The sequence below is a fragment of the Ruegeria sp. C12 genome (assembly GCF_056537745.1).
In genome coordinates, this window is sequence record NZ_JBQFSA010000008.1 from 272,679 (window position 1) to 298,753 (window position 26,075).

The 26,075-nt window shown below is 56.4% G+C and carries 31 protein-coding genes, 1 tRNA gene and 1 pseudogene; 9 read left to right on the forward strand and 24 right to left on the reverse strand.

All coding sequences use genetic code 11. From position 1 onward, the window contains the following. The first annotated feature begins 36 nt into the window (after positions 1–36). Positions 37–234: a hypothetical protein gene (locus ACR0C9_RS16920; RefSeq protein ID WP_480781516.1), complete on the forward strand. Its 198-nt coding sequence runs from the start codon at positions 37–39 to the stop codon at positions 232–234. On the opposite strand, the gene ACR0C9_RS16925 is transcribed toward ACR0C9_RS16920, so the two are convergent. The 5 genes from ACR0C9_RS16925 to ACR0C9_RS16945 all read right to left on the reverse strand — a co-directional run bounded on the left by ACR0C9_RS16925 (position 200) and on the right by ACR0C9_RS16945 (position 5,490). Further along, positions 200–2,437 carry a hypothetical protein gene (locus ACR0C9_RS16925; protein ID WP_480781517.1) on the reverse strand — a complete coding sequence of 746 codons (2,238 nt, stop codon included), beginning with the start codon at positions 2,435–2,437 and terminating at the stop codon, positions 200–202. The genes ACR0C9_RS16920 and ACR0C9_RS16925 overlap by 35 nt on opposite strands. Beyond that, entirely contained in the window at positions 2,437–3,513 is a 1,077-nt protein-coding gene (locus ACR0C9_RS16930) for a hypothetical protein (RefSeq protein ID WP_480781518.1), read from the reverse strand. The genes ACR0C9_RS16925 and ACR0C9_RS16930 overlap by 1 nt, the downstream gene beginning before the upstream one ends. A 200-nt stretch (positions 3,514–3,713) precedes the next feature. Further along, positions 3,714–4,010: a hypothetical protein gene (locus tag ACR0C9_RS16935; protein ID WP_480781519.1), complete on the reverse strand. Its 297-nt coding sequence runs from the start codon at positions 4,008–4,010 to the stop codon at positions 3,714–3,716. Positions 4,011–4,120: 110 nt separating this feature from the next. Continuing rightward, positions 4,121–5,032, reverse strand: coding sequence for a hypothetical protein (locus tag ACR0C9_RS16940; RefSeq protein WP_480781520.1), 912 nt, complete (start codon positions 5,030–5,032; stop codon positions 4,121–4,123). Beyond that, entirely contained in the window at positions 5,032–5,490 is a 459-nt protein-coding gene (locus tag ACR0C9_RS16945; RefSeq protein ID WP_480781521.1) for a hypothetical protein, read from the reverse strand. The genes ACR0C9_RS16940 and ACR0C9_RS16945 overlap by 1 nt, the downstream gene beginning before the upstream one ends. Positions 5,491–5,987: 497 nt before the next feature. On the opposite strand from ACR0C9_RS16945, the gene ACR0C9_RS16950 reads away from it, so the two are divergent. Genes ACR0C9_RS16950 through ACR0C9_RS16960 form a run of 3 tightly spaced genes read left to right on the forward strand, consistent with a single transcriptional unit; the run spans position 5,988 to position 6,859 of the window. Then, positions 5,988–6,191, forward strand: coding sequence for a hypothetical protein (locus tag ACR0C9_RS16950; protein WP_480781522.1), 204 nt, complete (start codon positions 5,988–5,990; stop codon positions 6,189–6,191). A gap of 48 nt (positions 6,192–6,239) precedes the next feature. Then, positions 6,240–6,494 carry a hypothetical protein gene (locus ACR0C9_RS16955; protein WP_480781523.1) on the forward strand — a complete coding sequence of 85 codons (255 nt, stop codon included), beginning with the start codon at positions 6,240–6,242 and terminating at the stop codon, positions 6,492–6,494. A 5-nt stretch (positions 6,495–6,499) separates the two neighbouring features. Beyond that, positions 6,500–6,859 (forward strand): ArsR/SmtB family transcription factor, encoded by a 360-nt coding sequence (locus tag ACR0C9_RS16960; protein ID WP_480781524.1) that lies wholly within the window; start codon positions 6,500–6,502, stop codon positions 6,857–6,859. Here ACR0C9_RS16960 and ACR0C9_RS16965 read toward each other — a convergent pair. From ACR0C9_RS16965 to ACR0C9_RS17025, 13 genes are all read right to left on the reverse strand, one after another. Then, positions 6,856–7,335 carry an HGGxSTG domain-containing protein gene (locus ACR0C9_RS16965; RefSeq protein ID WP_480781525.1) on the reverse strand — a complete coding sequence of 160 codons (480 nt, stop codon included), beginning with the start codon at positions 7,333–7,335 and terminating at the stop codon, positions 6,856–6,858. The two genes, ACR0C9_RS16960 and ACR0C9_RS16965, sit on opposite strands and share 4 nt — an antisense overlap. 765 nt (positions 7,336–8,100) lie before the next feature. Further along, a complete protein-coding gene (locus tag ACR0C9_RS16970) occupies positions 8,101–8,391 on the reverse strand; it encodes a hypothetical protein (RefSeq protein WP_480781526.1) in 291 nt (96 codons plus the stop codon). Further along, a complete protein-coding gene (locus ACR0C9_RS16975; protein ID WP_480781527.1) occupies positions 8,384–8,605 on the reverse strand; it encodes a hypothetical protein in 222 nt (73 codons plus the stop codon). Before ACR0C9_RS16975 ends, ACR0C9_RS16970 begins: the two co-directional genes overlap by 8 nt. Continuing rightward, entirely contained in the window at positions 8,598–8,987 is a 390-nt protein-coding gene (locus tag ACR0C9_RS16980) for a hypothetical protein (protein WP_480781528.1), read from the reverse strand. Before ACR0C9_RS16980 ends, ACR0C9_RS16975 begins: the two co-directional genes overlap by 8 nt. Next, positions 8,984–10,504, reverse strand: coding sequence for a YfjI family protein (locus ACR0C9_RS16985; RefSeq protein ID WP_480781529.1), 1,521 nt, complete (start codon positions 10,502–10,504; stop codon positions 8,984–8,986). The genes ACR0C9_RS16980 and ACR0C9_RS16985 overlap by 4 nt, the downstream gene beginning before the upstream one ends. Then, entirely contained in the window at positions 10,501–11,361 is an 861-nt protein-coding gene (locus ACR0C9_RS16990; RefSeq protein WP_480781530.1) for a DUF7146 domain-containing protein, read from the reverse strand. Before ACR0C9_RS16990 ends, ACR0C9_RS16985 begins: the two co-directional genes overlap by 4 nt. Continuing rightward, positions 11,358–11,576 (reverse strand): hypothetical protein, encoded by a 219-nt coding sequence (locus ACR0C9_RS16995; RefSeq protein WP_480781531.1) that lies wholly within the window; start codon positions 11,574–11,576, stop codon positions 11,358–11,360. The genes ACR0C9_RS16990 and ACR0C9_RS16995 overlap by 4 nt, the downstream gene beginning before the upstream one ends. Continuing rightward, the gene (locus ACR0C9_RS17000) at positions 11,573–11,782 is read right to left on the reverse strand and encodes a transcriptional coactivator p15/PC4 family protein (RefSeq protein WP_480781532.1); all 210 of its coding nucleotides are present in this window, start codon (positions 11,780–11,782) and stop codon (positions 11,573–11,575) included. Before ACR0C9_RS17000 ends, ACR0C9_RS16995 begins: the two co-directional genes overlap by 4 nt. Continuing rightward, positions 11,779–12,147 (reverse strand): hypothetical protein, encoded by a 369-nt coding sequence (locus tag ACR0C9_RS17005; protein WP_480781533.1) that lies wholly within the window; start codon positions 12,145–12,147, stop codon positions 11,779–11,781. The genes ACR0C9_RS17000 and ACR0C9_RS17005 overlap by 4 nt, the downstream gene beginning before the upstream one ends. After that, on the reverse strand, positions 12,144–12,311 hold the full coding sequence (locus ACR0C9_RS17010) for a hypothetical protein (RefSeq protein ID WP_480781534.1): 168 nt from the start codon (positions 12,309–12,311) through the stop codon (positions 12,144–12,146). Before ACR0C9_RS17010 ends, ACR0C9_RS17005 begins: the two co-directional genes overlap by 4 nt. 118 nt (positions 12,312–12,429) lie before the next feature. Next, positions 12,430–12,636 (reverse strand): helix-turn-helix transcriptional regulator, encoded by a 207-nt coding sequence (locus ACR0C9_RS17015; protein ID WP_480781535.1) that lies wholly within the window; start codon positions 12,634–12,636, stop codon positions 12,430–12,432. 104 nt (positions 12,637–12,740) lie between these two features. Then, positions 12,741–13,577 carry a hypothetical protein gene (locus tag ACR0C9_RS17020; RefSeq protein ID WP_480781536.1) on the reverse strand — a complete coding sequence of 279 codons (837 nt, stop codon included), beginning with the start codon at positions 13,575–13,577 and terminating at the stop codon, positions 12,741–12,743. Next, positions 13,570–14,895, reverse strand: coding sequence for a tyrosine-type recombinase/integrase (locus ACR0C9_RS17025; RefSeq protein ID WP_480781537.1), 1,326 nt, complete (start codon positions 14,893–14,895; stop codon positions 13,570–13,572). The genes ACR0C9_RS17020 and ACR0C9_RS17025 overlap by 8 nt, the downstream gene beginning before the upstream one ends. A gap of 538 nt (positions 14,896–15,433) precedes the next feature. Here ACR0C9_RS17025 and ACR0C9_RS17030 point away from each other — a divergent pair. Next, a complete protein-coding gene (locus tag ACR0C9_RS17030) occupies positions 15,434–16,918 on the forward strand; it encodes a BCCT family transporter (RefSeq protein WP_480626758.1) in 1,485 nt (494 codons plus the stop codon). A gap of 110 nt (positions 16,919–17,028) precedes the next feature. Here the strand turns inward: ACR0C9_RS17030 and ACR0C9_RS17035 are convergent, their stop codons facing one another. The 4 genes from ACR0C9_RS17035 to ACR0C9_RS17050 form a co-directional block, all read right to left on the reverse strand. Beyond that, complete coding sequence (locus ACR0C9_RS17035) at positions 17,029–18,045, reverse strand: DUF2955 domain-containing protein (protein ID WP_480781538.1); 1,017 nt, start codon at positions 18,043–18,045, stop codon at positions 17,029–17,031. Further along, positions 18,035–19,099 carry an HlyD family secretion protein gene (locus ACR0C9_RS17040; protein WP_480781539.1) on the reverse strand — a complete coding sequence of 355 codons (1,065 nt, stop codon included), beginning with the start codon at positions 19,097–19,099 and terminating at the stop codon, positions 18,035–18,037. Before ACR0C9_RS17040 ends, ACR0C9_RS17035 begins: the two co-directional genes overlap by 11 nt. After that, on the reverse strand, positions 19,096–20,175 hold the full coding sequence (locus ACR0C9_RS17045; RefSeq protein ID WP_480781540.1) for an AI-2E family transporter: 1,080 nt from the start codon (positions 20,173–20,175) through the stop codon (positions 19,096–19,098). Before ACR0C9_RS17045 ends, ACR0C9_RS17040 begins: the two co-directional genes overlap by 4 nt. Before the next feature lie 186 nt (positions 20,176–20,361). Continuing rightward, complete coding sequence (locus tag ACR0C9_RS17050; RefSeq protein ID WP_170454052.1) at positions 20,362–20,676, reverse strand: potassium channel family protein; 315 nt, start codon at positions 20,674–20,676, stop codon at positions 20,362–20,364. A gap of 353 nt (positions 20,677–21,029) precedes the next feature. On the opposite strand from ACR0C9_RS17050, the gene ACR0C9_RS17055 reads away from it, so the two are divergent. The 3 genes from ACR0C9_RS17055 (at position 21,030) to ACR0C9_RS17065 (ending at position 24,408) form a co-directional block, all read left to right on the forward strand. Beyond that, complete coding sequence (locus ACR0C9_RS17055; protein WP_480781541.1) at positions 21,030–23,672, forward strand: AsmA family protein; 2,643 nt, start codon at positions 21,030–21,032, stop codon at positions 23,670–23,672. 139 nt (positions 23,673–23,811) lie between these two features. After that, positions 23,812–23,897 (forward strand) — tRNA-Leu (locus ACR0C9_RS17060). Between the two features lie 133 nt (positions 23,898–24,030). Next, positions 24,031–24,408: a rhodanese-like domain-containing protein gene (locus ACR0C9_RS17065; RefSeq protein WP_170737011.1), complete on the forward strand. Its 378-nt coding sequence runs from the start codon at positions 24,031–24,033 to the stop codon at positions 24,406–24,408. A 35-nt stretch (positions 24,409–24,443) separates the two neighbouring features. On the opposite strand, the gene ACR0C9_RS17070 is transcribed toward ACR0C9_RS17065, so the two are convergent. Continuing rightward, positions 24,444–25,244, reverse strand: coding sequence for an alpha/beta fold hydrolase (locus ACR0C9_RS17070; RefSeq protein WP_480781552.1), 801 nt, complete (start codon positions 25,242–25,244; stop codon positions 24,444–24,446). A 46-nt stretch (positions 25,245–25,290) separates the two neighbouring features. Between ACR0C9_RS17070 and ACR0C9_RS17075 the strand changes: the two genes are divergently transcribed. Then, a complete protein-coding gene (locus ACR0C9_RS17075) occupies positions 25,291–25,665 on the forward strand; it encodes a hypothetical protein (protein WP_170454046.1) in 375 nt (124 codons plus the stop codon). 141 nt (positions 25,666–25,806) lie between these two features. Here ACR0C9_RS17075 and glyA read toward each other — a convergent pair. Continuing rightward, positions 25,807–26,075, reverse strand: a pseudogene (glyA, locus tag ACR0C9_RS17080) (serine hydroxymethyltransferase); the annotation flags it as partial.

Consider the following 26,075-nt stretch of genomic DNA (forward strand, 5'->3'; position numbering starts at 1 on the left):
CTGGACGTGAGGCGCATCGGCGCTTAGTTTGAGGCCATGAGTTCAGCCGATCCCCCATTAGCTCTTGAAGTGGCCGCAGGCATTCTGATTGCGTATCTGGTTGTCTTTTTTGCCAAGAGTACCATCGCCCACTGGAACCGGGGCGACGGCAATCTAGCGGTAATGATGGGCGCTCTCGTGGCATTTGTAGGCGGCACCCTCATTCTTGCTGGTATGGGTACAATAAGCTGGTAGCGGTGTCCGTCGCGAACCCGCCAGCACTTGCGCCGGGGATGGCACCAGTGGCGACAGGCCCGATACCTTTTTCGCCCCTCACCTTCTGCCCAATCTTCTTGGATTGCAGCCAGCCTGCGCCCTTGCTTGCACCTTTCGCCGTCGCATGACCCGCAGCTGCCCCAGCAGGGCCACCAACCTTGTAGCCGATAACCGTCAAAGCGCCTTGCCACATCTTCTTGGCAATTCTGGCATTCTCGTAGCCCGTGCCGCTGTAGTTCACGGCCCCACGAGGCGGAACCATGCGGCTAAGAGCGGTTGAAAGCCGGATCATCTGCCCCCGCTCCTTCGGGGTAAACAGGACGTTCGCCAGTGGCTTTGTCTGGGGGCTGTTGAAGAAGGACCGGATGTTCTCAGATACCTTCTGCGGACCCCATGGGATCGGGCCAGTTGCGCCGGGCGTTTCTGTTCCTGGCTTCTGTGTCAATTGCCGGAATGCGGCCTGCCGAACCAAGTTCCACTCGTCGGATTCCTTACCCAGAGTGTTTTTCAGTTTTGCAGCCAGCGGCGCATTCATTTTGCCGTTCCCCAGCTTGGAAGCGCCAAACATCCAGCGCATGACCTGATCCGGGCTGGCGTCTGCGTCAATCATATCTTGCAAGAACCGCGAACCCGCATCCGTGCCTTTGTATTTGGCCGAGTATTGCGCCCAAAGTCTGCGGGCCTCTTTCAGATCCCCGAACCCAGATTCATCGCCGTCAAACAGCTTGGCCGTGACCACATCATCAACCCAGTCGTCATACTCGGATTTGATGATAGACAGGGCGCGCCTGTCTTCGGGTTTGGCTTTTCGCAGCGAAGCGTTCAGATCCTTTCTGAATGTTTCAATCAGGCGCAGAGATACACCGCCGTCACCTTCGCCACGCTTTTGAAGGCGGGACATGTAGGCTCGGGCGTTTGAATAGATATCCGAGGTCAGGTCTATCTCTTCATCCGCCAGACGGCCCTGTACGCGCTGTACGACGCCCTTAGCGACATTTCCGGGCACAGACACCCCGGCATCGTCTGCGGCCCTGTACGCGGCCTGTGCGGCGGCTCTCTCGGCTTCGCTCATAGTCTGTAGGCGGGCTGTGACGGCTTGTGCGGCGTCTAACTGGTCACCTGGCAACCCATCGCTCAGTTCACGGGCTACACCATCCACTGCGCGACGTGCGGCCATGTCCTGTTGATCCCCCAACCGCTGGGCCTTTGAAACAACCGCATCAGGACCAACACCGCGCCGGGCGCGTTCGAAGTCCGCGAAGTCATTCACATCGCCTGTGACGTTATGCTTGAAGGCATCGATCCCAAATTCTTCCATTTCAGCCGCGCGGGCCGCAAGTGTCGGGTCTACACCTTCGTCAATGCCCTTGGAGAACTCGCGGGCAAACGCATCGCTGATTTCGTCAGCTTCGTATCCAAGCTGCTTGAGGGCATCACGTCCAGCCGGGGAAATCCCGCCGTCTTCGCTGTAATAACGGCGATCCGAGAACAGGCGGGCAACAGGCTGGCCGATACGCTGCGCAGCCCAGCTTACAACCTTTGCAACTGGCACCGACGCAGCGCCACCAGCAGCACCGCCAATGAGGCCGCCGGGGAGGCGAGCTATTCGGCCTTGTGCGGTTTCGCCCTCTGCTAGCCCATAGGCTCCACCTGTGACGGCACCAGCTTGTGCGCCGCGCTTTATCGCCTGCCCAGTGGTTGCCGCCTTTGCCGAGGTTCCGAGAATGGACGCAGGTACCGCCATGCCGCCCCCAGCTTCGGAAACAAAAGACGTAACCGGGTATTCGCTGCGATTAGCATCAATCTTGGCCCGCTCGTTTTCCATGGCGAATGCTGCCGCGCTGGGACCGCGTACCAGAGACCCAAGCCCGACCGCTTCGTCTGACAACCCCAGCGTTGCACCATGTGGGGCCATACGAGCCACAGCGCCGCCCTGTGAGCCTGTTTGACGGTGGTGTTCCGTGAGAAGCGCACGATCCGTCATTTGGCCCGTGTCGGGGTTGAAAATCATGCCCTCCGGTGGTGTGCCGTATGTGCCGTCCGCATTTCGCTGAACGCCTTCGGCCTCGGCGGGCGGCTCCGGCTTGAGGCCAAAAATCTCGCTGGCATAGTCAGTCATCGGCGCGTCTGTCGCTGCCTTCTTGGTGCCGAATATTTCTGAGGCGTAATCGTATCCAGACATTAGAACCCCACCTCCTTGCGAAGTTGCATAGACACCTGCCGCTTGAGAACCGCAGGATCAGTAATCCCGTTGGCTTTCAGTTGTTCCTCAATCTGCGCGCCGCGTTGGTTTATCATCTTATCGACGTCATCCAGCGAACCCAAATCCCATGGCTTGCCCTGACGCCCTGTCGCCAGCCACAGGTTGTACCGCGCTACGGCCCGCTGCTGCTGAATAATCGACTGTTCAAGTTTGGCTTGGAACTCTACCGGGCTATCCCCGTCGAAAACGCCTGTTCCCACATTGGGAAGTTGTTCGTTCAGTCGCGTGGCTTCCTGCGGCGTCACAGCGGCACCAGACAGTTCTTTCAGGCTGGTGTTGAGGTTGTTGAACGCCTCTGTTTTGAACTGTGCGAAGTTTGCAACCAGTTCTTGTTGCTCAGGCGTGGCCCTACCGGCCTTATCCATCCATTGACCGATTTTTGCTCCGATCCGCGTTTCAAATTCCAGATACTCCGGCTTGAACAAATCGCGCGTGTCGTTCAGTCGCCCGAGCATTGCGCCCGAGTCCAAGATACGGCCCTCAATTTCATTAGTGGCCTTGGTGCCGAACCCTGGCCCTTGCTGAGCGCCGCCAAACGATATCGAAGTACCGTCTGTGGTGGTGACGTTGAAGCCTTGCCCCTTCTTCGCCTGTGCGTAGTCGATACGACTCAGAGGGGTGCGCCCTGCGGCCTGTTCCTCCTGCACGTAGCGGCCATATTCATCGGCTGGTTGCGGTGGGTTCAGATAGTCTGCCATGATTTCGGTGGCGTCGGAAAACTGGACGACCCGCATCGGGAACTCATCTAGGCTTTGGATCGGTTCATCACCGACACGTTGCAGGATGTCATTGACGCCCTGCAGGTCACCCCGTTCAGCGTAAATCGTCGCCTCTGCAATACCCTGACGGACAAGTTCCAAATCCTTTGCAGCCTCATCCGCTCCCACTTTGGCCAAGTGTTCACGAACCCGGATTTCCATTGCTTGCCGGTCGTATTCCTCGCGCTGCGCCCTATGCCGTTGCACTTGATGCTGGCCCTGAATGTCCATCGCCATTTGTGGGCTATGCTGAGACAGTACGTTCAGTGCGTCCTGATCCCCGGCCAGGATGTTAGGCCCGTGGGTCTGAAAGACGTCCCGCAGGGCGTTCTGCTGGCTAAACTGGTCCTGCCGTGCGCGTAGCTCTTGCCCCTGCGCAAGCGCATTTGTGAAATTCGGTTGCTGTAGCGATAAGATGATGTTCGGGTTTAGCTGGGTCATTGCAATACCTCCGGCATTTTGTGAGCGGCTAGTCGATCCATTTCACGGGCTGCGGCTTCAATGCCGTCATGCTCAAGAGCCAGTTCTAGCCATTTTGCTTTGAGTTCGGGTGCAAGCAGCCCTTTCCGTCCGCCTGCAATCCACTTTCTGAGCGCAGCCATTTGCCGGACATGTTCCGCCCGCTCAGCGTTGAGCTTGGAAATCAACTGCCAAGTGCTGCAATTTCTCAGCGACTCGCACAGTTCTTCAAACTCGGGGCTGTCCGTTGATATCTCTCGGGCGGCGGGCAGCATGTCTTGGACTTCCGGGCTTAGGCGTTCAGAGTAACTAGGCGCGCTGTCTGCCTCCGATCCCGCGTCAGCAGGACCGTAAACAATTACCGTATAGTCATTGAGCCAACCCATTAGAACGGCCTCGCTACGGGCCGGAGAGAATTGGTAGGCGCGAAGTTTGTGTTAGCCTGCGGCTGGTTCATGAAGCCAAACGCGCTGATCCCGTTGTTGATGAACCCATTCAGGGCATTGGCTTGCCCGATATAGCCCGCTGCCTGCGCGTTGCCTGCCGCTGCAAGAGCATTGCCCGCACCAGAGGCATAGTTGGCCCCTGCGTTTGCTATATTGCCCGCTGCCGCCTGTCCACTTGCTGCTTGCCCCGTTAGGCGGTTCAGGAACGTGCCATATTCTTGATTTGCAAGCCCGGTGCCGTAATTCTGCGCTGCCTTCATGGTTGCGCCGGAAAACACATTGCCGCGTGACGCCGCGCTGCCGTCGATGGCATCAAGCCCCTGCTCCAGCATGAAGTTGTAACCGGGCGTGGCTTGGAAACCTTGGTATTTCTGGCCGGGGCGAGAGACTTTCTTCTGGTACGCCTGTGCAGCCTCGCGGGTGTCAAAGGTCTTGCCACCGACACTGTAGCGGGTAACGTCACGATAGGTCGCGCCAAGGCCGTTTCTGTTGCGCTCCTTCCACCTTTCAAGCCGTTGCTGGTCAATGTCGCGCCAGCCCGTCTTTTTGGGCTTATTTAACCCGCCAATCTGCCGCCGTTCCGAAATTTCTTCAATGCCGGGACGATACCCGCCGAAAGTAGGCCGAGGCCCGCCTAGAAGCTCGTAGCGCAGGGCGTTTTGAAAATCCAAGCCCGTGTCATAGAACGGAGCGAACTTAGCGCTGGTGTCCTCGTAAATCTCACGCTCAAGCGCAACCTGCGCGTCTGCTGCCTGCTGTTGTGCCCGTGCTGCTTTGCTGGACGCGCTCGCCCCCGCAATGCCTGAAAGGGCTGCACCGCCGAGGATGGCCCCACCTGTACCTACCGCCATTAGACTATCTTCCTGTAACTGATTTCAATCGGGGCGTAGGACAGCCGTTTTAGAAGGGTGTCCGCGCGCTCAAGAGTTGCAATCGAGGTCATCCGAACCTCATTTGCATCCACGTCAGCGGCCCATTGCTCAAAGGCTTTCAGGAGTTTCAGACCGCCGCTTTCCGCCCACCAGAACAACTCGACTGCCATCTTCCACTCTGGGGCACAGTAAGCCGGGGTAAGCACCCCACCAATCATGCCGGAGTCACTGATAAGGATTTCTGCGTCGGCGTTCTCAATCAGAACACGTGCGAACCGCTCCGAAGCCTCACGGTCGAACGGGAACGGTTGCTTTGCTTGGTCGTGGAACTTTTGGCCGTACTCAAGGATGCGCGGCAGGTCGTGCAGCGTGGCGCTGCGAATGCCCCCGTCTGGGTTTCCCTGTGGCGTGTCCGCCTGTGCCTGCTGTGCTTCCATTTTCTGCCCCTATTTGCCTAGTGTAGAGGTATCATAATACCCCACAAAAAGCAAGAACGGGACGGGAACGCCCGAGTGTTTGGTGGACAGATTTGCCACCATGCAACAGTGCAATTTTCCCCCATTTTTTCAGTGCCAGCTCTCATGCACGCAGGAAGGGTACGATGCACTCTGTTTGCGGTATCAATTTTGGGATGTCTTGTGCTATGAGGGCTCGGCAGCAAGCACGGTTGATCCCGAACTGCCGCGAAATGGCAGGGAGGGCCGCGTGCAACACAAACCAGCTACGCCAGGCACCGCGACTGCATTCTCCTGCTTGCTGACAAGCAAGGACGCCGAACGTGACGTCGCAATGTGGGCGGCGTGTGCCTTGATGGCGATGCATGACAAGCGAGCTGATACGCTGCAAGAATACGCGGATAGCTGGGCGAGAAAGCTCAAGCCTATGGCCTCAACATAGTTCGCATGGCGGAGCGCCTGAAACTGAGGGAGGGACAATGAAAGTCGGTGACAAGGTGATTGCCATTTTCCCGGACAATACTCAGAGCGACGTGGGCACGATTGTAGATGGCCCAATCTTTCGAGATGGAGCGGCAGTGTTCAAGGTTCGTCACGCTGACTTTGACAACTGGTTGCCCGCTGCATGGCTAAAGCCTTACCTGCGGGCTGCAAACAACGACCAGCGTTCTAGCGGGAAATGAATTTGAAGTGCGCTGGATTATTCAGCTTTGCACTGAAGAGGCGATGACATGAACATTGATGAGCCAAAACTGGTAATGTCCGACAAGTGCCAAACAGTTGTAGTCGACGGCTACCGTTTTGAAATCGAAGTCTACCGCCTGGAGACCCAAGCCAAGTGGACTTTGGAAGTCGTGGACTATAAGGAAGCTTGTTACGTTTGGGATGACAAGTTCGGCTCTGATGGGGAAGCTTTGGAAGCCGTGCTGCAAGTGCTAAACAACGAAGGTGCTCTGGGGTTCATGGAGGCAGAGTCAACGGGATAGGTGTTGTGAATAGAAAATCGGAAAGTATTTCGGCGGAAAGCGTCGATAAGAAGGCTCAGGAGGCCACGGACTTCTTGAAAGCTCTGGCGCATGACCAACGGTTCTCAATTGTCTGTCTGCTGATGGGAAGGGAGATGACCGTCACTGAAATTCATGAAGCTCTCGGAGCAAGACCAACGGCTATATCGCAACAAATGGCTCGGCTACGCTTATCGAGATTGGTTTCAGAAAGACGCGAGGGTAGGCAAGTCTACTACCGAATATCAGACAAAAAGGTGCATGTAGTAGTTGCAACGCTGCACGAGTTGATTTGCGGTACAGAGGAACAATCGATTGGGGCGCAGAGAGCCTTAGGGTATTCTTAGGGTGCCTTCTGTTCCCGATACGCAGCCCAGCGCTGCCGTTGCGCCTCGGCTATCCGTTGCTTCCCGGCCTCGGTCTTTGGGCCTGTGGACATGCCGCCATGAAACCGGCACCTGTTCTTTCCAGGCTCTGACTTAGCGCGGCAGGGACGGCCTTTACGGGTCATTGCACCACATACCACCCGCTGAGTGGCTTTCTTCCGTTCCTCGGCCTGTCTGAGGCGCTGTAGCTCAGCCTCTACCTTGCGCTCCATGGCCTCTTGCTGGCGATCCCGGAATTGCGGCCACTTTGTCCAGCGGGGCAGGGCAATGCCCAGAACTTCACACATCTTCGCGCATGCGCCCCAACGGCTTAGAAGCGGCTTGTTCTCCCAATAGGAGACAGCATGCCTGCCACAGCCCACCAGCTTGCCCAGTTCCGTCTGGTTCAGCCCTCTGGCCTTGCGGGCCGCTTTGATATCAGATCCGGTGACATTCACTGCAAAGCCCTCTTTTTAGGGGGTGGCAAAATACGGCAGGGTAACACCCCTCCACGTGCGCGCGGGTGCTGCGCAGAAATACGGCAAACCCTCATGACCGCCTGAAATTTCCGGCAATTCAGTAAGAGACATACACGCCTGCGCGTACTGGTAACTCTATCCTTGTGCGCCCATGGACCGCATGAACAAATCCGGCAGAACTGTAAGACACGTTCACGCGCACGTGTGCCCGCGCGTATTGGTCCCGAAACTTCCGAATAAGACCCCATCCCCACGCGCGCGCGTTTGACCGGAGATAAACCTACATTTTGCACTGGACCGCCTCCGATAAACCGGCACGTTGCCTGACCCCATAAGGGATGCCTGCGGACAGCCTGCCGAGTATCCGGGCCTCCCGCGCCATAGCCTGCCGACGAATCCTAAAGTACGTGTGCCAGCGCATGAGCCGAGGTTTTGCGGGGAATGGTTGCTCAAGCCCACCATGAGACTGCCCGAGTTGCCGACGAACCCTGAACGCCTGTCTATAGTCCCGATCCTGTACGCCCAGCACTTCCGACTTATACCGCAGGCCGAGACACACCCGGCAGTTCACGGGATACAGCACACCGCACCGCCGCCCGCATGAGGGGCACAGAAACCAAGCCCGCTTGCCGCCCAGATGGCAGGGGGTGAAGTCCAATCGAACCCGATAGCCCCAGACATTGACCCAGCCCCGGCCCGATGTGTTGAAATCGCCTATCCTCGACTGTTCAGCAGCTTCACAAATCATTTGGCTAAACCTCGGCTTTCCATTTGTTTGAAAATCGCCGCTGCGATAGGTGGCCACGTCATCAGGTGCCGTAGGGCGGCGTCAGTGTCATAGGTGCCTTGCCCGATCCGGTAGTGCCCCCAGAAGGCGGGCAACAGTTCATCGGTGCTGGATATTGCGGCAACGTCAAAGCCGGTGTGTTGCAGGTACTTCACAAGGTCATCGGCCCCGCTTTCTGCGAAGTCCAACAGGATACCGGCCAGCAGGTTCCTGGCCTCATCGGGTGGTAGGTACTGGGGATCATCCATCGGCTTGGGCCTCCGCTGTGTTGACCAACGGCAATTCAAAAACGGCAGAGCAAAGCTGTCCTTGAAGCAGCGCAGCACCGTAGCTGGGGCCGTCCCACAGGGGCATTTCTGCGCCGTCCTTGCTGAGCGATACAAAATAGACGGTATTGCCGTCATCGGACCCGCCGACGATTGTGCCGCCGCTCAACTCAATCCTGTCTGCGTTATCATTCATCTGCATATTCCCATTGTTGGGTTTTGCCGTTCCACATGCGCCCGTTTGGACCATGCCGCTCCCAATCGGACAGGTTGCGCCAATCCTCCAGACTGACGATTTTGCCGGTCCAAGTGACGGGCCTGCCACCTACACCAACCTTGTCAGGTACTGGCCCCAGATTTGGGGGCTGTGACGGGGCGGTTCGGGGCGGTTCGGGTGGCGCGAGTTGAGTCACCCGATTTTCTGCGTTTTGGCCGGTAGGGGCTGCTAAATCCGCTAAACTCGCTAAATGGGGCCGGGTTTCAGCATCCTGTTTAGCGGGATTAGCAGTTTTAGCAGGGGTGCCCCTCTGATTTTGGATTTTTGCCACTGCGGCCTGAGTATCGAAAAAGAATGTCATTTCTCACCCCTAACGATGTTAAAGGCGAGGCTCCGGCTTGCGCCATCAATGACGGTTCCGGCCTCAAGTTGGTGCAGCCAACCATGGTCAGCCAGCACATTCAGTAGCTCTTTGGCCTTGCGGGTTTCTCGGAACGAGTTCGGCCCATATTGAACCACATCACCCGGCAGAACGGATTGCGGCGTTCGGCCCAGTGCTCGCGCCCTGTCCGGCCAGCAATCCAGCATCCAGCGCCGCAACTGCTCGGCCTGTTCAACCCGCTCAGTTATCATTGCCGCCTCTGCCAGTCTTTTGGCTTCACCCAGATAGAACTGCGCCAACTGAATCGCGTCTGCCATGGCCTCTAAGGACACTTGGGGCGCGTTCAGGTCATGCCAGAGTGTCAACACCCCGGCGATCCGCGCGGCCTGTTCTGCCGACTTGGACGCGAAGGATTTGATATGCTCGAAGTCGCCGCCGCTGCCCTGTGCCAGTTCTGTGGCCCGATAGTATTCAAACAGAAGGTCTTTCGCCCCGCAGGAAAGGTGCAATGCCCTCGGCTGCAACTCTTGCGGCTTGTCCTCGTCAACCGGCTTTGGCTGGCTCAGTATCTCAATCAGCCGTCCCGACATTGCTAAACTAGCGGTATCCGCTAAACGCACGTCAGGGCGGTTCAAACGCCCGCCGATATTACTAACCGGTTCAGTTATCAGGAATCGGGCCAAGAACCCCTGACCAGATGCTATCGGGTCTGAAAGCAGGGGTCGCGCAGCGATTGGCTGAACCATGAGGTGCATTGCGAGCCTGCGCCCGTACAGGGTAACCGCCCCATCACCTGCACGAACACGGTCAGGTGGTTCGCCGTCCCAGAGTTTGGAAAGCCCGGCAACGGTTTTCATGCGGTTGTCCGAGTTCATGGCGTGGCCACCCAGAAACCCGCCGCCTTCATCCGAGAACAAGCCAAGGCTGGGCTGGCCCACGAGGTAGAGTTTCACCAATCCTTCAAGTGTTGGTTCTGATGCTGTCAGCTTCGGGGACAGCGGTTGCTCCGGTTCGGCCCCCATTGCCTTTAAATCGGCCTCGGCAGCAGCAGCTTTGTCCGGCTTGCTACCTGACGCCTCTTTCAACAACCGGTCGCGCTTTGCGTTCCAAAGTTTATGGGCTAGGGACCATTCCGCCTTGGCTTCGGTGTATTCACTGGATTGCTCGCGCTCGTACTCACGCAAACCTTTCATCACCAGCTTATCGCACCCGCTTTTCCGTTCTCCTGATTGCGCCACCGTCAGGCAAAATAGGGACGTGGGCGAGAACCCGGCCAGGGTCTCAACGTCTGCATGAGCCTGCACCGCCAAAGACGCGGCAGATAGGACTGATTGAGCCGCAATAGCCGGGGGTGCCTGCGTTGCCTGCTGAACGGCCTTTACGGCCCCTGAGAGTGGCCCCAGTGCGTCAACGGGATAGTCAGCGCCTTGGGGTATTTCCCGCAGCAGAGGCTGCGGACCTTCTTGAATAAATGGTTTGGGTTGGATCACTGTCATATCGCGCCCCCTTCCTGCAAAACGTCGTTGAAGTCTTTTCCACTTGGCGCGCACATCGTGGATACGTGCCACCCAAGGGCATTGGCGCGCTCAGCAAGCTTGTGACCGGCTTCGCGGCCTGCGTCGTCCCCGTCCATTGCGACAACCAATTCTCCCGGCCTGTGCGGCAATCGCACCGATTTCATTCCGCTGGTTGAAAGCGCGGCCCAGACGGCGGCGGGGCCATCCAGCAGGCCAGACATCAAGCTCAATCCGGTTTCGATACCCTCGCAGAGGATTAAGGGGCCGATTGCCTCAGAGAGACGCACAGCGCCACCAGAGGTCGGGCCTAACATCATCTTTGGGGTTTTGGTGACGCGCTGGCCTTTCTTTGACAGGAAGGTTCTGTGAACCCCGTCAGTCGGCTCCACCTTTGCAATCATCGCTGAACACCATGTCATTGACGGCGTGTGATGAATGTCAGGAACAAACCGCAAGGATTGAGGCATTTCGCATGTGATAGCTCGCGCCCTAAGGTACTTTTCAGCCTTTGTGCCGCTGATGGGTACTGCCGCCTCCCAGAGGCCGCGCGCCTGCCCAAGCTTGTGCTCCTCGTATTCCTTGCGTTTCGCCTCAACTTCCCGCTGCGCGACAGGATCGATCCGCGCCGAACTGGCACGGACGTTAGCGGTCTCGGCAATAGTTCGAAAGTCGCACCGATTCTTAAAACAGAACAACAGCAGCCTGCCGTCGTGTTCCGATATGGACAGTGCGTTCTGATCCCTGCGGCGCTCGGGCTGACAAACCGGGCAGGGTGCTGAACCCCGCCCATTACGCCAGACACCGCCGAGATTGTATGTCAGGTCGCTGGCGTTCATTGCTCACCCCCAATCTCTTGGCGCAGGCGGGCCATTCCTTTCTGCGTGATCCGCGCCCGCGTGGCCATCTGGCGGCATCCATCGGGGTAAACCAATGTGACGGCCTCGTTTACCATCAGACCCTCAGCGACGGACTGCGGGGTTGCTATGAAGTCGAAGGACTCGCCGGACAGGTCTGTTCCGTACTTGTCCACTTGGATTTCCGGGCGGCTCATGATGCACCCCCTTCCTGATCGATTTCAGCCAGCGCTTGCTGAATGTCGGGAAGCAGGGTGGCGCTGAACGCCAACCCTTTCCGAGTGGGGTGCTTTTCCCCATCCTGCGCGAGATACCAAACCCTCAGGTTCACCACATCACGGCCTTTGAATTCGTCGCGTGAGACGCGGATTTCCTCTTGGGTGTTTTTCTGGATGGTAATCATGACTGCACCTCGCTCGGCTTGACGCGGCGGACTTGGCTAACCAACCGGAACACGCCGTAGCTCATGCGACCGGATGCGGCGTCGTTGCTGTAACGGTCGGTCTCAATCTCGACGCGTTTTTCGTGGCGCAGAAGGTGTATGTAATGAGAAACCCGGCACCGCGAAGCGCAGTAGATTTGCCGCTTTGTCAGGGTTTCAAACACGCGCCGCATGTTCCTATCCACATGGATCACGTGGCTTTCGCCGGATGCGTTCGTGACCTCGAATTCCGCCGGTTCGGTTGGTGTGTTCAGATCCGCCCAGCGCTGTACATACAAGGTATCGTGCGGCTCTTTTGTCGGGGTAGTTTGGGTTGCTGCTGTCATTGTGCTGCCTCCTGATCCACGCCGAACCAATGCAGCGCCACAATCGGGCAATCGCGCAGCAAATGGCGCGGCGGTGTGTTGTCGTTGTTGGGGAGAACCGGCATCGATCCGAACTGCTCGGACGGATCAGGTTGCCAGTGGTTTGAGTGATATTTCAGGGTCATGCTCGCTTCCTCAAGCTTGCGCTTTCGGGCGGAACACGGTAAATTTCGCTTAGTCGCTGGAATGACTGTCAAACGAAATGGCCCGTGCCCATGTTTGCCCATGGTGCGCGGGTTTTCGTTACGCGGCAGCAGCCTCACGCTGCGCTTTAGCTTCCTTGATTACGCCTTGAATTTCGGACTGCACCCAACGAGTGGCTCCATCCAGTTTAACCGGCTTCGGGATTTTCCCCGCTGTAGCCCAGCGCCATACCGTAGCGACACTGACACCCAGAGTGGCGGCTGTCTGCTTGTCTGAAAGCAGGCGGTCTGCTGTTATCGTGGTCATTTTCAACACCTCGCGTTTGATTGCGAGGACATGATACGACGTTGAATAATATGAGAAAATTGGACAGAAATGAGATAGTTGGGTGTATTCTGTCTAAGACAGAATTACTCGGATTGAAGGTATTCTGTCCCTCTCTTTCCAGTCGAAAGCCATAGTTGCTCTTCTGTCGCATTCTGAAAGGGGATAAACCTGCCTTTGTATCCACCGGGTTCGGTAGCGAGGTCAGCAAGGCGACCATAGTTTATCCCTTGCATGTCTGGCACGTCAGCACAAAACCGCTGCAAAAAACCCTCGAAGGAACGCACCGGGAGATCCCTGGCCGGTTTATAGCCAGTAATATTCAGAAACGTATCTGCCGCGTGGCGAAGAATCCAGTGTCGCCACCAGATAGGAGGTTGACCCGCTTTGCTTACCTTTTCACCAATTTGCACGATAGCGGCCTCTGCTGCGGCTAACTCTCCCTCGACCATCGCAAGCCGATTTTCAATCGCAGACTGAGCCGCAGCAAGTGGAAACTCAAAACTTTCACCGTAGCCAAAACGGCGAACGCTTGTTGGCACTGCCTTGGTTTCAAGGATCGCATTTGCATGAACCTTTTGCGCGTCCAGCAATGCATCGCGCGCTGCTCTTAGCTCTCCAATCGTCGGGACACCATCGGAAATCAATAATACCTGAATAAGCCCAATCTGATAGAAAAGTTCCTCGCCCCTGAGAGTGTTCGGTATTGTCAGGTTCTGTGCACTTATCCCTTCAAGCCAACCTACGGCCTTGAATTGCGCCGTTTCGGTCAGCTTGGTTTCAATACCTCTTTCGTTAAGAAGAATGACCACTTCCGTTACTCTGGGCGTAGGCTGCCACGGCCATCCGAAGTGCGCTGCGGAATGGACGGTGGGCATCAGGCTTTCGGCTAAACCCTTTGGAGGTTGCAGTGGTTCACGCATTGTTTTGATCCCGAATCGCAATCACGTCCGCGCTTTCCTGCGTAACCAGTTCGGCCCACTTATCCAGCGCAACGGCGCGCTGATCCAGTAGCTCGGCCTGATTGTAAATCCGGGCAACCGCGCTCGGCTTTGATCCGGTGGCCGCGTGGTTCAAAACCCGATCCACTATGGCCTCAGATATTCCGCGCTCTGCCATATGGGTAGCAAACGCAGTTCTGAAATCATGCAAACGCCATGGCTCGAAATCATCGCCCAATAACTCGTCAAGTCGGGCCTTCATCTTGCTCCAACCTGAAATCGGTGTTCTGCCGGTCGTGGTGAACAGGAGGTCCGATTTAGCGAAATCAGCAGTTTTAGCAGGTGCCTTGCCGGATTTCTTGTTTTTACGCGCATCGGCTTTTGCCTGCTCGTGGCAGCTCAGTACCGCTTGTATCTCGGCCATCGCTGGGGCCGACAAATGGGTCAGGTGACCCCGGTCGTTCTTTTCTTGCGATATGGTTTTCCGGAACCGAGACTTTGACAGCTCCAACTCGCTCTTGCGCAGGTTGTTGATTGACGTGCGCCGCTGGACAGTGAGCAGCAGCAGGCGGACAGGTGGTCCCCACAGTTCTCCAAGTTCATAAGTCTTTTTCCAGATTGCCCGAATCTCGGGGATAGACAGAACGCGGTCCCTAATTTGCTCTTTTGTGGCGCGCTCTAAGCGGTCACCGATATCCTGTTCCAAATATTCCCGCCGCCATGCCCAGCGCGTGAAGTGCTTGATAGCGGCCCTGATCCGGTTCGCCATGAACAGCTTGCCTTCCTTGGCTTTATCATCAATCGGCTTTTGGAGGCTAGCACGGGTCAAGTCGCCAATGGGCTGAGCAAGGTGTTGGCGCAGCGCGTCCTCAAGCTGGCGCTTTCTTTCGCCCCGGCGTTTCAGATTGGAAAGGTGTAGTTCTTCGTACAGGTCCAGAACGTCTTGAAGCGTCTGTGCAGTTGCTGCGGCTCTTTCCTGTTCCCGGCGTGTCTGTTGGGCCTCCAACACTCTATCAAACCCACGTGCAGCCTCGGCCTCAATTTCAAGCGCCATGGATCGCGCCTCAGAAAGGCCAATTGCCCCGTCTTCCCGCTTGGTTGGCGATGACCATATGCAGTACGTGCCAAATGTGTGTTTTCTCTTCGCGCCACCTTTCACCCGCTTTTCATACATCCACACCGCACGGGCAGGGTACACCCTTAGCCGCAGCCCAGCCCGCTTTGTGTCCGATATCTCAATCCGACCGCCTGCTGGTGGCTTGAGCTTCATCAGGAATGCGTTCGTCAGTTCCCGCTTCATGAATTTGGCTCTAGGGGACTCGTGGGGGACAAAAATGGTGAGATTGGGTGATATGACATGCGACTATATTAGACACATTTTACACAGGGGACAACCGACAACGTATCTACATGCCCATAAAAACATGAGAAAATTGCGGCTCGGTGTGACAGGTTGCGACTGCATGAGACTGACGCTTAAATTTTCAATGCTTCTGATTTGTAATCAGTAGGTCCGCGGTTCGAGTCCGTGTGGGGGCACCACTATCACGCCTCAGAACAATTTACCTAATTTCAATGGCCTGCCATCCCTAAAAATCGGGGTAAATTGCAGACAGTTTTGATATTCAAAAGTGACATTAGGGTGAACAACAAGCCGCTGCATCCGTGCGATTGACACCGCAGTCAGGTCTGCCGCACGTGTTTTTGGAAATCTGTGCCACTAACCCGCTTGATTAAGGTCGGTCGCCTCGCAACGCCGTCCACGTTTTGCAGCTTTGAGCACAGATGGTTTGTGAGTACGGTGCTACCATAGACGCAGTCATTCAGTGTGTTAAGCGATGAAAATCAACGCTCTACTTGTTTCCGCGCTGCTGGTGAGCAGCGGGATTGCCATATGGGGGATTATTGACCCTCAAGGCTTGGGGTCCGTCTCGGCCAGCATCGTGGCGGTGCAGTTCGAAAGCCGAGGCTGGTTTATCATGCTTGAAGCCAGCGCGCTTTTGTTGCTGGCGATCTATCTTGCGTTCTCCAGGTTCGGCTCGATCAGAATTGGCCCTGAAGGATCCGAGCCCGAGTTTTCTACGCCCGCGTGGATTGCGATGCTTTTTGCGGCGGGTATGGGGGTTGGGTTGCTGTTTTTTGGCGCATCCGAGCCGCTGACGCATTTCTCGGTCATTCGCGCGTTCAGCCCTGATCCGCAAGCGGCAAGTCAGGCTATCTTTGTCACCTATCTGAACTGGGGTTTTCACGCCTGGGCGATATACGGGGTCGTTGGGTTGATCATTGCCTATTTCGCCTTTCGACGAGAACGCTCTTTGTTGCTGAGCGCGCCAGTGTTGGATGTGTACGGAGACAGGGCCTGGACTCGTGCATTGGCTTGGGTGTTCGATTTCTTGTCGGTTGTTGCCATCGCAGTCGGCTTGGCGGGTTCCTTGGCCATGGGCGTGTTTCAAATCCAGACGGGGTTGGCCGGAGTTCTTGGAATACCCAACTCGTTTTACCTGACAGCGCTCATATTTGTCGTCATGTGCGTTGCCTTCCTCATCCCGCTCAGACGGGATCTGGGCGAGGGGATGTCCAAACTGTCAAATCTGGCGATGAGTATCGCGATCATCCTGTTGGTCTTTCTGTTGGTTGTCGGGCCCACGTCTTTTGCAATGAACACGATCGTTTCAGGGTTTGGGCGGTATGTTTTCAACGTCCTTCCCGCCGGGTTTTCGACAACCGAGTTTTTCGACCAAACCATATCGACCTGGTTCCAGGACTGGACACTGAATTACATGATCTGGTGGCTGGCATGGTCCCCGTTTGTGGGCATCTTCATTGCCAGAATTTCACGCGGGCGAACGATCCGAGAGTTTTTGACCGGTGTCATTATTGCACCAACGTTGTTTTCAATCTTTTGGTTCGGTGTTTTTGGTGGGATCGGCATTTTCGACATGCTGCAAGGAAACGGACAGTTGTTGGAGGTCAACGACCAAAGCCTTGATGCGACGACTTTTGCGTTGCTTCAACAGTTTCCCCTGCAATATGTGACGCAGTTGGCGACAATTGCAGCGGCGTTCCTGTTTGTTGTGACCAGCGTTGTCAGCGCGGGCTTTACGCTTGCAATGATTGGAACAGGCGGGGACGAAAACCCGTCGCCCGGCATTCGCACAATCTGGGGCGCGGTGCTTGGAGCCCTTGGTCTGGCCATGATCTTTGTGAACGACGTTTCTCTGGTCCGGTCGATCATCGCGCTTTCAGCCATCGCATTTGTTTTTATCGTACCGATTCTGGTGATTTGCCTTCTCAAGTCTCTGTCAAAGGAGGTTTCGAAATGACCGGCCCAATTGTCGATACGGTTCTGAACGTTACCGTTTTTGTGTATATCGGCTTTCTGATCTGGCTGGCGCTTTATCGCGTTTGATTAAGGACGGCAGGCAACACCCCGTCAGGTGCTTGTCGACATCTGTCGTTTCTTTTCCGGCCAGAACTCATCCACCACGACATAGGCAACGATCACAAAAATCGCAGCACTGGCGACTTGCAAAACGCGGGTGATGCTTTTGACGTCGGCCTCATCCGAAAACGGAGAGATTGATCCACCATAGACGATCAGCACCGTTGTCAACGCCGAGCCTGCCGCGGCGGCGAGCGTAGCCTGAGATTTTCCGAGTGCTCCAAGCGTTATGCAGAAGAAAAAGCACAGCAGAATTGGCGTCAGAATAATCGGGGCGATGACGTTGATTTCGTAGCAAAGGATCGACACTGCCGCACCCAGCAGGTTTGCCGTCAGCATTGCCTTGGCCACGGTTTTGCCCGCGGCAGGCATTGCCGCCAGCTGCTGGCTGAGAAGTGCCACAAAGAACAGAACCAGCAACGCCGATGCGCCGGACACGAAAAACGCCAAGGCAAATGGAACCGTGACAAGCGACATTCTGACAATCCGGCGGTGCGGGTCAAAGTCAGTTGGGGATGCTGCTTTTTTCTCGGCCGCTGTCTGGGGTGCGGCTGGTATCACCACAAACATCAATGTCGAAACGAACCCTGCAAACAGCAGGTTCAGTGGTATCCAGAATACTAGCACCAAAGCCAGATCCTGGGATTGCAGCGCAAGGTTGGGGATCATCAATGCCCCCATCAGGGCGATGACTCCGGGCAGAACACCTGCGCCGGATACCGACCAAATGAACGACAGGATAATCCCGATGGCCACCAGAATGAGGAAAACCACCGGATAGGGCGCGAAGGTCGATGACAAAAGGAAGGAAATGAACATCAACCCAATCGAGAAGACAAACAGCTTCGCGAAGGCCGCCAATGGCAGTGCAGCTGGGGCCTGAAGAAACAGGGCCGTGAACACGGCCCCGACAACGGCCAGAGGCCACCCCAGAAACAGCCCCAGCGCGAAGACGCCAGTTACACCCAGCGCAAGTCTGTGTACTGCGCGCCGATCCTCAGTACGCATAGGACAGGATCGAAACCACGCGAATGTAGGCGCGGCCCACCGCGTTCAGCAGAGAACTGTCGCTGAGGTACATGATCACGTCGGCTTGCCCGTTGAGCTGAAAGCGCAGGTCATCCTCGGTGCTTCCGGCCTCGTAACCCGGCAGCACGATACGGACCGGGAAGCGCTCGGGTTCGCGAAGAAACCCCTTGGTACTTGGGGGGCTGGCCAACTGTCCGGGTGTGTCGCCGCCGCTTAGGGAAACGGCTGCGCTGAAGCTTTCGATGACGCCTGGAACAATTTTGCCGGGATGCATGTCCAGCACCACATCTACAGGCGATCCAACCGACGCCCGACCCAGGTTGTTTTCGGTAAAATACGCCTCGATCCAGACATCCGTCGCATCCAGGAAAGTCAGCAGGTCCTGCCCGGACCGGGCATAGCTTCCGGGTGCGATCAGCAGATTTGAGATCACGCCTGTCGCCGGGGCGCGCAGTTCCGTCCATTCAAGGTTAAGCTCTGCATCCGCCAACGCGGCCAACGCGCGCTGAATCTTCGGGTTTTCAATGCCCTCGTCGCCGAGCCTCTGCTTGGCTTTCTCCAGATCTGCTTTGGCGTTTTCAAAATTCGCCTCGGATTCGGCCAGTTGCCCCCGCGCATCATCTGCTTTCGAAACGGCAATCAGCCCTTTCTTTTCAAGCGCAAAAACGCGTTCTGTCTGGATGCGCATGGTGTCCAGATCACTTTGCGCCCGTGCCAGTTTGGCCTGAGCGGCGCTGACCTCTGCCGACGAAGCGCCAACCTCTTGTGTTGCGGCTTCCAGGTCCGCTTCGGCTTTGTCGCGGTCAATTTCGTATGGTCTGGGGTCGATCCGAACCAGTACATCTCCGGCCGAGACGACCTGACCATTTTCGACCAAAACCTCGATCACCGTTCCGGTGACTTGCGGGACGATCTGGGTTGCAACGGCCTTGACCCTGGCGTTTCCCGTAAATGGCGTTTTTCGATCAGCAACCAGATACCAGACGAGAAGAACCAAAATGACGGCCAGCGTCGTCCATATTGTCTTCCTCATTGCGCCGCTCCGTCCGCAGCGTCATTGCCTTCCGGCGTGGCATCGATCCAAACCTTGAACAGTTCGTAGAAAACGGCAAACAGAACCGGTCCCATGAAGATGCCGATCAATCCATAGGCCATCATACCGCCGAGAACGCCGATCAGGATCACCAGCATAGGCGTTTCGAGACCTTTTGAGATGAAGACGGGCCGCAGGAAGCTGTCCATTATCGTTGTGGGAATGGCCAGAATGGTGAAGGCTAGGGCCGCACCACCTGACATCGAACTCCACGCGTAGATGATGACCGGTAACAGAACCAATCCCGGCCCGATCTGGATGATCGAGAGGATCAGGCAAATGAATGCCAGTGTCGCAGCAGAAGAAATCCCGAACAGTGCCAGCAAAATCCAGACAACCACGGCCTGAATGGCTGCAACACCGATGACACCTTTGGTCACATTCCGGATCGTCGCCCCCGCCAGCGTCACGAATTCGCCGCCTCGCGGCGCGAACACCCGGTTGGCAAAGCGCTGAAGACCTTGCACCAAAGTCGGTCCGGGGCTGAACAAGCCCCCCATGATCAACACCGAAAGGGCAAGACCCAACAACCCGATTCCGATGCCCAGAACCTTTCCGAACAGCGATTTTGTGATCTCAAGAATCTGCGCCCCGTATTTTGCAAGCGCACCATCCAGATTCCGTTCAAACAACCCCCAGACTTCGGCAATTCTTTCTCCGATCAGGGGCAAGTCCTTGATGCTGTCCGGGGCAGGTGGAATTTCCAATTCGCCTCTGTCAGCCTGTTCGGCAAACTCGGACCCAAGTTCAGCAGCCCCCGACACCGCAGTGGCAATCGGCCCCAAGGTCAGCACAAGGCCAAGCAAAACCAGGATCGTTGCGGCAAGCGACTTTCGCCCGCCCAGCTTGGACTGTAGCCAATCGAATACCGGGTAAATCGCCACACAAAGGATCGTGGCCCAGATCACCACACTTGCCAGCGGGGCGATCATTACCAACGCGCTGTAAAGGAATAACCCGAGAAAGAGCAAACGTATTGCGAGATCGACGATCTTGGCGTCCTGTGTCTTTTCCATTCCATCCCTCCGTTCATTTGTCAACAATACACTCAAAAAACTCAATATGAATATCTTTTGTGAATTCCGTGCTTTGGTCGTAGTTTGGGCCCTTGCGCCGCCTTGGACGGCGATCAGCCTAATCAATAAAGTCCAACCTTCAGGCGACCTTGCTGCGCTTGTATCCTTTCGTGTTTTTTTGGGTGACTATTCGTCGTCCTGAGACAGGATTGTGTTTGCGATTGTCGTCGCCGCAGCCACAAAGATGCCCAGACCTACGATGATGTAGGCCATCGTAAAGATCTTCCCTGCCGCAGTCTGAGGGGAAAAATCGCCAAACCCTACGGTCGAGATTGTCACGACAGAAAAGTAGATGGAATCCAGCCAGCTCCAGCCTTCAACATAGTGGTAGAAAACAGATGCCCAGAGGATCATTCCCAGTGTGAAGGCAAGCAGGCTTTTGACCCGGCCGTCCCGAAACGCGACACCTATGCCCCGTGTAATTCTTTTCAGTGAGTTCATTGGTCCCTCATATATATTGGAAATCGTATATATCATTAATTTGATGATATAAGAAACCGGGACGAGTTGGCCGTCAGAACCGTCAGAAAGATCGCGCATAAAATGACTGTTCGTTTTCAAAAAAACCCAAAAGGGCGGGTGTTTCCGTTTTTTGGTGCTGGACTGCCCGGCATCACGGTAACGCAGGTGTTCACGCGGACCGAAGTTGATTCCTGTTTGATTAAGTCACTGGAAATTTGCAACTTATCGCTAAGGTGCGCCCAGTGCTCGGAACATCAGCAGAGCCGCGTATTCAAGTGTCGCACGTGGAATTGGCCCAGCCACACAGTGCATCGAAACCAAAGGAGTAGAACGTGCGTTTGATTTTCAAAGGCGTTTTGATTTGCTGCGCGATTGCGTTTGTTGCTGTTTTGGCGGCTTGGCTGTTCCTGTCCTCGGCGCTGTTTTCTTCGCTTAGGACCGGTTTCGTTGAAAACCTGATCTCCAAAAAACTTGGTCAGGACGTCTTGATCGAGGACGAGGTGCGTTTGGGCCTTGGTCGGCAACTGCAGGTCTCGGCGGCGGGGCTGGTGCTTCCCGGTTCGTCCGGGACTGACGTGAATTTGGCGGCTATCGACACGATTGAGTTCGAAATCTCCGCCCGCGATCTTTGGAACAGCAAGCTGTCGCTCAGCAACCTTGCCATATCGGGTATTCACCTGAACCTGATCACCGACAAAGACGGAAATACGAACTGGCAGTCGCTTTCTACGGTGGAAACCGAAAAGCCTGCGAACTCTCAGAAACCCTCTGTCGGCGGAATTCTGGCGGATGGTCGAGTTGACCTGACCGACGTCACCATTCTGTACCAGAACGGCCTGAACGGACTTGATCTGGATCTTCAGCTTAAGGATCTGGTGCTGGCGCGTGATGAGGGAACGAACACCGCGTCTGCCATTGGGACCGGTTCGCTAAATGGCGAGCCGTTTGACCTGAATGGGACATTCCCAGCGCATGACCCGTTTCAGATGGCGATGGACTTCGAGCAGATATCGATTTCGGGTGAACAGATCCCCCAAGAGAACGGGTTGCAGGTCAAGACGACCGTAGAGATTGCAGAACTTGGACAGCTTCTGGACGTGCTGAAACTTAACCGCGTGCTGGAAGGGTCGGGCAATGTGGCGGCAACCTTCAAATCGGCTGATGGCATAGCCCGGATTGATGATCTGAGCGTATTGGCTGAATTGGATGGCGGGCAAAGCCTTTCGCTGACGGGCCAAATCGGAGAGTTGGGGAACCCCGCAGATGTGTCGCTGACAACTCGCATCCGGCTTTATCCCGAAAATGCGGAACCGGCCCCTGCGGCATCTCGCTATGACCTCAAGCTTATTGCGGTTGATATGGTTATGGACAGCGTGCCGGGGCAGGTGCCACAGCGGCAAATGGTCATTAAAACCAATGGGTTCACGTTGGACACCGCGGGTGAAGGGCCGCCGCCGGTCAAATTTTCGGAACTTTCCAGAACGTCGGACGGTGCTTTGCGGGTCGGAAACATCAATCTGCGGATCGGGAACCCGGCTGATCCGTTTGTCATTTTGAATGGATCAGTTGATGACGCGCTGCAATTGCAAGGCGTATCGGCCGAAGGTCTGATGGATATTCCCGCCAGCAGCTTGATCTCGCCCGAACTCATGGGGCCAGACGATCAGCTTGGCCGGTTTTCGGGCGACTTTCATTTGAACGGGGACATTAATCAACTTTCACTGACCAACCTTGATGGCAAGACGAGCGAAACAGATGTCTGGTCCCTTGAGGTGCACGGCACTGTCAAGAATGTCCTCAAGTTCGAAAATCTGGATCTGGCAATCGATGTTGACGTTCCGTCCGGTGCAGACCTGATGGCTGCATTGTCGCTGGACCCCGTTGAAACCGGGCGCGCGCGCTTTGGGATCGATTTGGTGAGTGAAGGCACTGATTGGAACGCAAACGCCAGCGTCCAACTTGCCGAGTCCGTATTGCTTGTGAAGGCCGATCTTGATGACGCGACAAGCGATCCTGTGCTGCGGGGCACGATTGAAAGTGACTTGATAAAGATCGATCAACTGCGTGATATCGTTCAGGCCGCCGCGCAATTGAGAAAGCTTGGCAGCGCATCGCAGGATGTCGAAGACCCCAGCGCCGAAGCCGATGAACCCGACGCATTGAGGGATGTGACGCTGAAACCCATCGGACGTTCCATTCTTCTGTCGGGCATTGATATTGATGTTGATATCGACCTTCGGCATATCGAAGGGGCCAAAGGCGTCAGCAGCTTGCAAAGCGAACTGACGCTCGACGAAAACGAGCTTCGCGCCGGTCCGCTGGCATTTGAATATGGCGGGGCTCAGTTCGACGTAAGTGGGCAGATGGATCTTTCGGATGAGGCGCATCTGCTGACCCTGACCGGCAAGGCGGGCGGTTGGCGGTTGGACGACATCCTTCACACCCTGAACTTCAAAAAGGGCGCAAGCGGCACGATCTATGCGGATTTTTCGGTGACCGGAGGAACCGAGTCCGCCAAACACTTTGCCAGCACGATGAGCGGCAGTGCGACGGTTTCCATGCGCGACGGGTCAATCGAAACGCAGTTGTTGGATCTGGCAGGGCTGGGCGTTTTGCCCTGGGTATTTTCCAAGGAAAAGCAGAAGGTCGCGCCAATCGTATGTCTGCGCGCACCCCTCAGCATTTCCAACGGCAACATTTCGACCAAACAAACCACGTTGGAAACGGATCAGGTTCAGGTCGTCGTCTTTGGCGGTGTCAATATGGCCAACAAGGCCCTGGACCTGAACCTGCAACCGCGCAAGATAGGCGAGCCGCTTTCGCGCAGCCCTTGGCCGGTCACGTTGAAAGGCCCGCTGGCCAAGCCGAACGTCAAGGTCAAGGACGGGCCAAAGAGGCTCAAGCGTTCCGACGGTGCGGATCAAATGCCGGCGCAGCGGAAGCTTTGCATTCCGGATATCCTGCAATTGCAGTAGCAGTGCGTTCGAAAAATCAGTTGGGCGCGGGCACGGTCGAAATCTCGCGATTTTCCCACATTGCCTTGGCTTACCGCATTGTTTTCATTTATTCGCGCCTGTAATGAGGGCGGACGGGGGTCGCCCCTGATCACGACATGCCCGCGTGGTGGAATGGTAGACACAGGAGACTTAAAATCTCCAGGCGGAAACGCCGTGCCGGTTCGAGTCCGGCCGCGGGTACCAATCTTGTTTCGATCAGAGCTTTGGCAACAAGTTCCGACATCTGTTTTCGGCGCAACCCAAGCGATCTTGAGGCTACACCTTCCAATTTTCGCATGTTAGCCTTTTGCAGAAGGCAAGAAATCACGAGGTGCATATGCCGGTTACAGTGAAAGACATGATGGCGGCGGCCAACGCTGTCGTCCCACGGGTTGATATGGTCAAGGCGCGCGAGCTGATCGAACACGGCGCGTTACTGTTAGATATTCGCGGCACTGCTGAGGTGCAGAAAACCGGTCGGGCAAAAGGGGCGGTGCATATACCCCGTGGAATGCTCGAATTCCGGGCAGATGAGAGCCTGGAGTCTCATGATCCAAACATGCGCAAAGACCGGCCTGTTGTGATCTATTGCGCCTCTGGCGGCCGCGCCGCTTTGGCGGGCAAGCTGTTGAAAGATATGGGCTATGAACAGGTGTTCAATCTAGGCGGTTTCGCCGACTGGGTGAATGGCGGCGGCGAGGTCGAAGACACCTGAAGCGTGGCCTGCCCGATCAACAGACGGCGATTGATTCAGGCGTTCAGAAACGCCCGGACGGCGGCTTCGAACTCGCGCGGTTTTTCGGCATGCAGCCAGTGTCCGGCACCCGGAATTTTGGCAAAGCGCGCACCGGGGAGTAGCGCCCGGATTTTGTCGCGGTGTTCCGGCAGGACGTAGTCAGACACGCCACCTGACAAAAACAGGGCCGGGCCATCCCATGCGCCATCCAGCTCTGGAAAGCTCATGATGTTTGGCATCTGATCGGCCAGCACATCCAAGTTCAACAGCCACCGTTTCCCAGCGACATCCAGCGATTGGGTGAAAAAGCTCTGCAGTGCTTTTTCAACGCCTTGATCCGCCAGCTGCTGTTCTGCGTCTGACCGGCGGGTGATCGTTAAAAAATCGACTGCCCGCATAGCTTCGATGAATTGAATCTGGCTGTGCCCATAGGCGACCGGGGCGATATCGGCGACCACAAGCTTGCGCACCAGTGCGCCGTGCCGCAAGGCCAGTGTCATCGCCGCTTTGCCACCCATGGAATGCCCCAGCACATCGACCGGGCCACCGACATTTTCGATCACCTGCGCGATATCCTCGGCCAATGCAGGATAGTCGTGCCGGGGGTCCCAAAAGCTGTGCGCATGGTTTCGCATATCCACCGCGATCACCTGCCGTTCATCCGACAGCCTTCGCGCAATCACGCCCCAATTCCGGGCCGATCCATACAAGCCATGAGCGATAATAAGGGGCGGCAGCGCAGTGGGTTCGCCGTGAATGATCGTGTTCAGCATAGCCGCGTGATACCGCCCTTGCTCCAAAACAGCCAGCCCCATTGTCGCGTACAGCATCAAAGGCTAGTGTCGCGCGTCAGGAGGGGCCATGGCGCAAGACACCGACATTCAGGACCGGATCACGGAAACCGTCGCATTGCTGCGGGCCAAGCTGGGTGTGCGGGACAAAACGCTTGAGGCTTCGATCCGCCGCGCCCGACACCGTTTGCCGCGCCGGGTGTTCAAACAGGCGATGATTCTGGCCAGGGCCGAACAGATGGCGGCGCACCCCAAACTGCGCCGCGTTCTGGATACGCCTGCCTTGACGAAAGCCTCGGACGAGGTTCAGTCGCACCTGACGGCGATCAATCTGGCGGATCGGCGCTGGGGGTGGTTCCTTGGCATGTTGGGCGGTCTGGCCTTCAACTTGCTGGCCTTGACGGTGTTGGTTCTGGTGTTTCTTCTGTGGCGCGGCTTGATCTGATCGCAGGTTTTGTCCTTCGCGCGGCGCTTGCCCTAGCCTTTTCTTCGCATGTTTGATGTGTGCCAAAAGGGGCGGGAACGTCTACTGAAAAAAAAACGGCGCCCGTTCTGGGCGCCGTTCTCTTTTTTCATGCCGATCCGATCACAGGTTCGGATAGATGGGGAACTTGGCGCAAAGGTCTGCAACCTCGGCTTTGACCTTGGCCTCAACGGCGCCGTTGCCGTCTTCGCCATTGGCGGCCAGACCGTCGACCACTTCGATGATCCAGTCGGCGATCTGGCGGAATTCGACCTCGCCGAAGCCGCGCGTGGTGCCCGCAGGGCTGCCCAGACGGATGCCCGACGTGATGGTCGGCTTTTCGGGGTCAAACGGCACGCCGTTCTTGTTGCAGGTGATATGCGCCCGGCCCA